An 8453-nucleotide genomic window follows, 5' to 3' on the forward strand; every position below is an offset into this window, starting at 1 on the left:
GCTTCACTGGGAGGAATTCTCCCCAGTCATCTCACACGAGTTTGATGACTAAATTTAAATAAATTTAGGGGATCTCTCCCCTAAATAGCTATTTCTTAGACGAGTCGCCATTTGGTTTTATAAATTTATCTATTAGCCCTTTGCCTATCTCGCTTTGGTTTAAGCCTTCAAGCATCGAGGCTAAATTTGTGCCACCTTTTGAGCTTAGCACGTCGCTTATTTTAGATAGTCCGTTTGAGACGCTTCCTTCATTTGCGATGATCTTTAGATCAGCCGCGCTTAGCGCCTTAGCCTGCTCTAAGCCCACGTCCCTATTTGCCTCGATCTGCTTAATAGAGATAAGATAGGTCTGATAGCCCTCGTTTTCGCCGATCTCTCTGGCTAGCTCGATCTGTGCATTTACAGGGGCGAGCTCTTTTAGCCTTAGCGCTTCAGCCTCTGCAGAGCCTATCTTTTGGATACCTTGCGACTCTTTATCTTTAGTCTCTAGCAAGGCAGCAGCCTCCAAAAATGCTTTCTCTTTCTCACCTTCTGCTGTTAGAATTTGATTTTGCTTGTGCGCTTCAGCGTCTTTGATCTTCGCATTTTTCCTAGCTTCAGCGTCGATCTCTATCTTTTTTTGCTCCTGTTCAGCCTTAACGATCTCTACTTGTTTTGAAATTTCAGCCTGCTTGACGTCGGTCACTCTGATAACCTCCATCTCTTTTTCTTTGGTGATCTTCTCTTGGTCAGCCACTTGCTGGCAAGCTTGCTGGCGTGATATAGCGACCTCTCTTTCGTTTTCTACAGTTTTTAGACCCACGGCCTTTTCAGCCTCTTGCTTTTTCACATCAGTCTCTTGTTTAGCGTTTACCTCAGCGATCTCGGCTAACTTTTTATTTTCAGCCACAGTCATACGGGACTCTTTTTCGATCTCTGACTTCTTTTTCTCCATGATGTTAAAGATGACCTTGCTATCTCTGCTATCGCGGATGTCCATTAGCTCGATGTTTTTCACTGGCTCTATGCCCCAGTTTTGCAGCTGCTCTTTGACTGCGGTCGTAAATTCTAAGCCAAATTCACTTCTTTGCTGCAAAATTTCCTCAAGCTGCTTGCTAGCTAGTATCGAACGGATCGAGCCTTGGATGATATCAGTTAGCTGAAGCTCCATATCTTTAAGGTTTATGACACGTTGCGCTGCTAGGTTACTATCTTTTATCCTAAAAAATGCGGTGATATCGACCATAAAAGGCAAACGTCCCACGTCGTAAGCCTCGTAGCCATCTATCTTTATGCTAAAAACCGAGACTGGCAAAACGATCTTTGTCACACCGATGATCGGTATCCAGCTTGGAAATTCGTAGTAGCTGTTGCCATTTGTCGTATCTTTGCCGTAAGATGTGGTGCTCTTTGATGTTTGAACGATATGCACCTCGTTTGTAGCAACAACACGCCTAAATAAAAGCGGTATCAAGATAAAAAGCAGCACAATGACCGCAGCAGCAGCTATTGGAACCACATATGTAAATTCCATTTTTTCTCCTTTTTGTAATTTTTATGAGAGGATTATAGTCTAGAAGCTCTTAAAATATAATCCATTTGATGATTAAATTTAGCGCCCGTTAGGCTGGGAATTTGAGCTCTTTTAAGAGTCTATGCTCTTTAAAAAATTTGCGGAGTGATTTTTGCTCTTTTGGGCCTATTTTGTAGCTTATAAATTTGAGATACCACTTGATATCTTGCCCGCTTATGCCGCGACTTTTAGCATACTTGGCCAAGATATAGTTTGGTATTTTTACATTTTTTTGCAAAAATTTTGCGACCAGTCTTTTGTAAAACGAGCCATTTTTTACGTAAGAAAATCTACCAAAAACAAAGGGCAAATTTGTCTTTTCGTGCCAAATTTTACCAAGGTCGTAAAAACACTCTTTGCCCTCACTTAAATATGCCTTTAGCGCGCGGTCACCTATGATCACCTCGCCTTTTAGATGAAGTATATTTGCTAGGGCGTTTGAGCTAGCTGAAGCTGGGTCAAATTTCATATCTGAGTTTTTGCGAACAAGCACGCTTTTGACATCTTTTTTGGCGACTATGCCAAAATTTAGCTTCTTTAAATTTGCCTTTTTGCTTGCTATGCTTGATATGACCGCAGCGTCGATCTTTCTAGCGTTTAGGGCTCTATTTAGCTTGCTTGGGACGCCTTTTTTAAACTCGATCGCCTTTTTTACCTGAGTTTTGAGCGGAGTTGCCTTTAAAAATACGTGAAATGGGAGTAAATTTAGATAATCAATCTTTCCAAATATCATTTTTCATCTTTTACAAGCTCAAATTTAACTAGCTCGTTTTCATTGCAAACATCATGAAATAGCCGAATTAAGCTCTCTTTCGTGTCACCTTGCAAGGCATCTTCGTTTTTTAGCTTTATAAGCGTTGGCTCATTTATCTCACAAAGACAGTCAAAGAGCGCGTCTAAATTTCTGCCGTAGTGCTCTGGCAGGTCAAATTTCTTAGCAAAATACTCATGCATCTTCTCTTTTTCGAGTATTTTTTTAGCATCCAAGATCACGATTTTCATTGCATCCTCTTCTCATAAAGCAGGTAAAAATGCTCGTAGTGATCAGGCGTGTAGTAGATAAGCCCGTCGTTTGAATATAAAATTCTCTCAGCACCGCGTCTGCCGCCATTATAATTCACATCGCACTCAAACCACTTTCTACCATCAGCCTCAGGCAGCCTCTTTTCTCGGTTTGAAAATCTATCTCCACCGATGCTTTTGCCACCGCTTATCTGCCATAAATTTCCGCTTTTTGCGTCCCAGCCAAGTTCAAGTGCCTCTTTTTTAGTTATGAAATTCTTTGGCAGCTTGTTAAATTTATAGATATAAAGTGCGACCTCGTCTTTTGAAGTGTATGAGCCCTCAGCCTCTATTTTTAGGCTTTTTTGCCCCTCTTTATTAAGCTGCTCAAGTAAAATTTGAGCGTTTTTATTCGCCTCGCCGTCCTCTTTTGAAAAAAAGAAAGTGCCGACTATGATAGCCAGTACAAAAGCAACTAAGGCTGGCAAAAGTCTTTTGTTCAAATTTAGCCCTTAAAGTGTGTTAAAAACTCTATCGCCAGCGTCGCCAAGACCTGGAACGATGTAGTTTTTCTCGTTTAATTTCTCATCGATCGATGCCGTATAGACCTCGACGTCTGGGTAAATTTCGCTAAATCTTTTTAGCCCCTCAGGTGCAGCGATGATAGAGATAAATTTGATCTCTTTAACGCCCTTTTCACGCAAGAATTTGACCGCGTCTATCGCCGTGCCGCCGGTCGCAAACATAGGGTCTATGATGATCGCCATGCGCTCTTTTGCGTCTTTTGGAAGCTTTGCGTAGAAAAACTCAGCCTGCGCTGTCTCTTCATTGCGCTGAAAACCCAAAAATCCCACGCTCGCGTCTGGAATGATGGTAAATACGCTATCAAGCATGCCAAGAGCAGCCCTTAAAATAGGGCAGATCATCACTTTTGTAGTGAGCTTTTTAGCGCTTGCAGTGGCGACTGGGGTTTGGACTTTGACCTCTTTTACCTTTAAATTTCTAGTCGCCTCAAAGATCATAAGGTAGCTGATCTCATCAACTAGCATGCGAAACTGAAAAGGCGGGGTGTTTTTGTCACGTAAAATGGTTAATTTGTGCTCGATCAATGGGTGTGAGATGAGCTTAACATTTTGCATTTTTTGTCCTTAAATTTATAATTTTTGTAAGGTTTGGCATTAAGAACTGCCAAATTTAAAAGAGATTTAGCCCAAAGTTGGGCTAAATTTGATTAAAAACCTTTTGCAAGTTTAGCTTTGTAAGCCTCAACATCAAAATCTTTTACTCTCGCTACGCCATCTTCAACCGCAGCTTTTGCAACTGCTGGAGCGACCGCTGTTAGCACGCGCTTGTCAAATGGTTTTGGGATGATATACTCTTTGCCAAATTTTAGCTCACTAACGCCACTTGCTTTTAAAACTTCAGCTGGCACTGGCTCTTTTGCAAGCTGTGCAAGCGCTCTAGCTGCAGCCATTTTCATATTTTCAGTGATCTTTTTAGCTCTAACATCAAGCGCGCCTCTAAAGATAAACGGAAAGCCCAAAACGTTATTTACTTGGTTAGGATAGTCGCTTCTGCCTGTGCCCATCATAACGTCATCTCTTACAGCTACGACGTCCTCTGGGAAAATTTCAGGCACTGGGTTTGCCAAAGCAAAGATGATAGGCTCTTTGTTCATCGACACGACCATCTCTTTTGTCACAACGCCAGGTTTTGAAAGACCTAGGAACATATCAGCGCCCTTCATCGCATCAGCTAGTGTCCTATCCTCGGTCTCAAGCGCAAATTCGACCTTCTCTGGAGTTAGGTCTGTTCTTTTTGAGTGGATGACGCCTTTGCTATCTATCATCACGATATGTTTTGCACCAAGTGCTTTATACATCTTAGCGCAAGCTATGCCAGCCGCACCTGCACCGCTAACTACGATCTTTATCTTAGAGATATCTTTGCCAGAAATTTCCATCGCATTTATCATGCCTGCGCTTGTTATCATCGCCGTGCCGTGTTGATCGTCGTGCATTACAGGGATATCGACTGCTTCTTGAAGCTTTCGCTCGATCTCAAAGCACTTTGGAGCGCGGATATCTTCTAAATTTATACCGCCAAATGTAGGAGCTAGAGCCTTGCAAATTTCAACGATCTTATCAGGATCATGCTCATCTAGCTCGATGTCAAAGGCATCAACGTTTGCAAATTTCTTAAATAGCACCGCCTTGCCCTCCATAACTGGCTTACCAGCGATAGCGCCGATGTCACCAAGTCCAAGAACAGCCGTGCCATCAGTGATGACAGCCACCAAATTTGCTTTATTTGTGTATTTGTAAGCTAGCTCAGTGTCTGCATTTATCTCACGGCATGGCTCAGCAACGCCTGGTGTATAGGCCATTGAAAGGTCTCTTGAAGTCTCGCAAGGTGTCTTTACCCTGATCTCGATCTTGCCGCCGATGTGGTAGTTTAGTGCCTCTTCTTTAGTTACATGTGTCATTTCTCTTCCTTTAATAAATTTTGTATTCTGTTTTTGATCTCATTACTGCCTACTACTTCAAGCACTTCAAAGATACTTGGGCTCACGCTTGAGCCAGTTAGCGCTATCCTTAAGGCTTGAGCTAGGTCTTTTAGTTTTAAGCCATTTTGCTCTAAAAATTTATTAGTTAGCTCCTCGTAGCCCTTTGCGTCAAGGTCGCGGTCTAAAATTTGAGCAAATTTAGCCAAAATTTCTTTGCTATCTTCATTTATAAATTTAGCCCAAGCTTTCTCGTCATAGCTTTTTGGAGCGTTAATTATCGCATTTGCGCTATTTGCCATCTCGATTAAGGTTTTTGACCTCTCACGGAGTGAATTTAGCAGTAGCTCGCCCTTTACCAAAGCCTTAAAATCCACGCCAAACTCGAGCATATCGTGCGCTAGCCTATCGTAAGGCAAGGTCTTGATGTAGTGAGAATTTAGCCAGTCAAGCTTTTGAGCGTTGTAGGTGCTTGAGCTTTTGTTGATATCGTTTGGATTGAAGTATTTAAGCATATCCTCGATAGTAAAAATCTCATCATCGCCGTGACTCCAGCCAAGACGAACAAGAAAATTTAAGAGCGCTTCAGGCAAGTAGCCCATCTTTTTATACTCCATAACGTCAGTCGCGCCGTGCCTTTTGCTAAGCTTTTTGCCGTCCTCGCCATTTATCATAGCGACGTGGTAAAATTTAGGTGTTTTAAAGCCAAGCGCCTCGTAAAGAACGATCTGTTTTGGGGTATTTGAGAGGTGGTCATCACCGCGAATAACGTCAGTTACGCCCATTAACGCATCATCTATCACGACCGTGAAGTTATATGTTGGCGTGCTGTCGCTTCTAGCGATGATGAAGTCATCTAAGATATCTTCAACCTTAAATTTAACCTCACCCTTTATACCATCATGTATGACGATCTCGCCGCTAAGTGGGGCTTTTATACGGATAACTGGCTCGATGCCAGCTGGAGGCGTGCCTTTAAAATCTCTATATCTATTATCATATTTTGGGCGCTCTTTTCTAGCCTCTTGGCTGGCTCTAAGCTCCTCAAGTTCCTCTTTGCTCATGTAGCATTTGTAGGCTTTGCCCTCATCAAGCAGCTTTTTAACATACTCTTTGTAAAGATCAAACCTCTTTGACTGATATGTCACTTCGCCGTCGTGATCTAGCTTGCACCAGGCAAATGCCTCTTTTATGGCTTGTGTGGCTTCTTCTGAGTTTCGTTTTAAGTCAGTATCTTCGATGCGGAGAAAAAATTTTCCATTATTAGCTCTTGCGTATAAATAATTATAAAGAGCTGTCCTAAGTCCGCCTATGTGTAGGTATCCAGTAGGCGACGGAGCAAATCTAGTAACTATCATTTTGTGCCTTATTTTTATGTTATAATTGCCCAAAATTATATTTACTAAATACTTAAATAAAGGTTTCATTATGAAAAAATTGCTCTTTTTGGCTGTTGGCGTGTTAAGTGCCTTAAATTTATATTCAGCTCAGATGATAAACGGCATCGCAGCTATCGTGGAGAACGAGCCTATCACGCTTTACGAGGTTTATAGTTTGAAGGAACAGCTAAAGACAACAGAGCAGGACGCTTTAAATTTGCTTATCAGAGATAGACTTGAAGATGCACAGATAAAAAACTTAAATTTAAGCGTGACACCTTTTGAATTAAACGACAGGATCGAAGCGATCGCAAAGCAAAATGGTATGACAAATTCGCAGTTTAGAAGCTCTATCCAAGCTCAAGGTATGGACTTTTTGGACTTTAAAAACAACTTAGAGCACAAGATGCTTCAAGAAAAGCTTTACAAAAGCATAGCTGCTGAGGCTGGCAAAAATATAAATGAGCAAAAAGCAAAGGCGTATTTTGACGCTAATCCTGATAAATTTAAGGTCTTTAGCACCGCTAGAGTCGTAGTTTATAGAGCAAAAGACCCAGATCTGCTTGAAGCTCAAAAGACAAGCCCGAAGCTACTAGACGGCGTACAAACACAAGAGGTTAGTTTGGACTATCAAAGCATAGATCCAAGGCTTGCTGCTATCATCTCAAGCACAAATAACGGCGACTACACACAGCCTTTGCAAGGACCTGATAGCTTTGATATGTTTTTAGTAAAAGAGAAGATCGGCTCATACACACCAAGCTTTGCTGATGTAAAAGATAACGTTATAAACGAGCTTTACCAAGGCGAGCAAGAGAAATTAATGAGTGATTACTTCGAAAAACTCCGCGCAAAAGCAAAAATTCAAATTCTAAGATAACTTCAAATTTAGCCATCTTTGGTGGCTAAATTTCATCCTATAATAATCATGAGTTTAGTTTTTAAACAAAACTATTTTTAGCAATCCTTATTATTTAAATACTCCAAAATTAACCCCATTTTACGCCTTTGGCTTTCATTGCCATTTTTAGATATGTTTTCAAATACACCTAGAATTTTATTTTTAAGCTTTTTGGCTTCTGGATGCCTATCAGGGTGTAAAAATTTCACTGCACTATATACAAAATCTTTATTCGCATAGCAATATTTTTCTAAGTCTTCACTTTTTATTTTAGATGACAATACTTCTGATATTGGACCTTTACTCATGAAAATATTTTCTTTTATACCTTCTGCAGTAGATATTTTAAAAAACTCTTTTTCATACATAAGCTCATTGTATAAATCTCTGATTTGGTCATCAAAGCCATTCATTTTATTGATAGTCTCTGTATCAAAATATTCATATTGTTTATTGTCAAATATAGATTTTAAATGTTTTAATAATACTTCGATAGCAAATTTATGATATTTTTCTTTATGTTTTTCGTCAAATTCTCCTAGTTTTTCTATATATAATAAAAAAGAATCAAATTCTACTATATCTAATATTCTTTCCTTATTTTCTTCTAAATAACCAAAAAGCTTATTTGTAAAGTCAAAATTTTTGTATTGCAAATCATATATACCATTAAAGTATTCATTTATAATGCTATTTTTTACTTCTTCAAATTGCTCCCTCTCTATTAGCCTCCCAACTATTTTTTTAAATTCATCAGCATCTATAATCGATCTTTTTACATAAGAAAATATATTTAAACTTAGTTGATGATAGTCTACATCTTTAGAAAATATTAATGCGTCTACATTACTCATATTTTTAAACAAACCAAATATATCCTGCAATTCGCCATAAAAATTTCTTACACCAAAAAATTGTTCAACTTTACTTAGTGAATTCATAGAGTTTATAACAGATATTCCCAATATAAACATCAAAATACAATTCTTTATTTTTCTATGATTTTCTTCTATATTCTCCAAATATTCATGATAATCATTTAGTGCATTTATAGCTCGTCTAATTACCCTAATATTATTTATCTCATGTTTTTTAAAATATTGTCGTGCCACTTCT

At 39.4% G+C, this 8453-nt stretch carries 9 protein-coding genes; 1 reads left to right on the top strand and 8 read right to left on the bottom strand.

Going from position 1 to position 8453, the window contains the following annotated elements:
* Window positions 1-88: 88 nt before the first annotated feature.
* From Q0296_RS01060 to gltX, 7 genes are all read right to left on the bottom strand, one after another.
* Window positions 89-1513 (bottom strand): SPFH domain-containing protein, encoded by a 1425-nt coding sequence (locus tag Q0296_RS01060; protein ID WP_298035723.1) that lies wholly within the window; start codon window positions 1511-1513, stop codon window positions 89-91.
* 88 nt (window positions 1514-1601) lie between these two features.
* A complete protein-coding gene (locus Q0296_RS01065; RefSeq protein ID WP_298035724.1) occupies window positions 1602-2285 on the bottom strand; it encodes an MqnA/MqnD/SBP family protein in 684 nt (227 codons plus the stop codon).
* Window positions 2282-2554 (bottom strand): barstar family protein, encoded by a 273-nt coding sequence (locus tag Q0296_RS01070; RefSeq protein ID WP_298035725.1) that lies wholly within the window; start codon window positions 2552-2554, stop codon window positions 2282-2284. The genes Q0296_RS01065 and Q0296_RS01070 overlap by 4 nt, the downstream gene beginning before the upstream one ends.
* Entirely contained in the window at window positions 2551-3057 is a 507-nt protein-coding gene (locus Q0296_RS01075; protein ID WP_298035726.1) for a ribonuclease domain-containing protein, read from the bottom strand. Before Q0296_RS01075 ends, Q0296_RS01070 begins: the two co-directional genes overlap by 4 nt.
* 9 nt (window positions 3058-3066) lie before the next feature.
* The gene (gene upp / locus Q0296_RS01080) at window positions 3067-3693 is read right to left on the bottom strand and encodes a uracil phosphoribosyltransferase (RefSeq protein WP_298035727.1); all 627 of its coding nucleotides are present in this window, start codon (window positions 3691-3693) and stop codon (window positions 3067-3069) included.
* A gap of 92 nt (window positions 3694-3785) precedes the next feature.
* The gene (locus Q0296_RS01085) at window positions 3786-5039 is read right to left on the bottom strand and encodes a malic enzyme-like NAD(P)-binding protein (RefSeq protein WP_298035728.1); all 1254 of its coding nucleotides are present in this window, start codon (window positions 5037-5039) and stop codon (window positions 3786-3788) included.
* Entirely contained in the window at window positions 5036-6415 is a 1380-nt protein-coding gene (gene gltX, locus Q0296_RS01090) for a glutamate--tRNA ligase (protein WP_298035729.1), read from the bottom strand. The genes Q0296_RS01085 and gltX overlap by 4 nt, the downstream gene beginning before the upstream one ends.
* 70 nt (window positions 6416-6485) lie before the next feature.
* Here gltX and Q0296_RS01095 point away from each other — a divergent pair, with 70 nt between their 5' ends.
* Window positions 6486-7316: a peptidylprolyl isomerase gene (locus Q0296_RS01095; protein WP_149701451.1), complete on the top strand. Its 831-nt coding sequence runs from the start codon at window positions 6486-6488 to the stop codon at window positions 7314-7316.
* A gap of 77 nt (window positions 7317-7393) precedes the next feature.
* On the opposite strand, the gene Q0296_RS01100 is transcribed toward Q0296_RS01095, so the two are convergent.
* The coding region (locus Q0296_RS01100) for a hypothetical protein (RefSeq protein ID WP_298035730.1) at window positions 7394-8453 on the bottom strand (1060 nt) is incomplete at its 5' end.

Source organism: uncultured Campylobacter sp., from assembly GCF_937890585.1.
Lineage (GTDB): Bacteria > Campylobacterota > Campylobacteria > Campylobacterales > Campylobacteraceae > Campylobacter_A.

What these genes read in the sequence shown, in the direction of transcription:
- Q0296_RS01060 (WP_298035723.1), bottom strand. Translation starts at nt 1,513, where the DNA reads ATGGAATTTACATATGTGGTTCCAATAGCTGCTGCTGCGGTCATTGTG.
- Q0296_RS01065 (WP_298035724.1), bottom strand. Translation starts at nt 2,285, where the DNA reads ATGATATTTGGAAAGATTGATTATCTAAATTTACTCCCATTTCACGTA.
- Q0296_RS01070 (WP_298035725.1), bottom strand. Translation starts at nt 2,554, where the DNA reads ATGAAAATCGTGATCTTGGATGCTAAAAAAATACTCGAAAAAGAGAAG.
- upp (WP_298035727.1), bottom strand. Translation starts at nt 3,693, where the DNA reads ATGCAAAATGTTAAGCTCATCTCACACCCATTGATCGAGCACAAATTA.
- Q0296_RS01085 (WP_298035728.1), bottom strand. Translation starts at nt 5,039, where the DNA reads ATGACACATGTAACTAAAGAAGAGGCACTAAACTACCACATCGGCGGC.
- gltX (WP_298035729.1), bottom strand. Translation starts at nt 6,415, where the DNA reads ATGATAGTTACTAGATTTGCTCCGTCGCCTACTGGATACCTACACATA.
- Q0296_RS01095 (WP_149701451.1), top strand. Translation starts at nt 6,486, where the DNA reads ATGAAAAAATTGCTCTTTTTGGCTGTTGGCGTGTTAAGTGCCTTAAAT.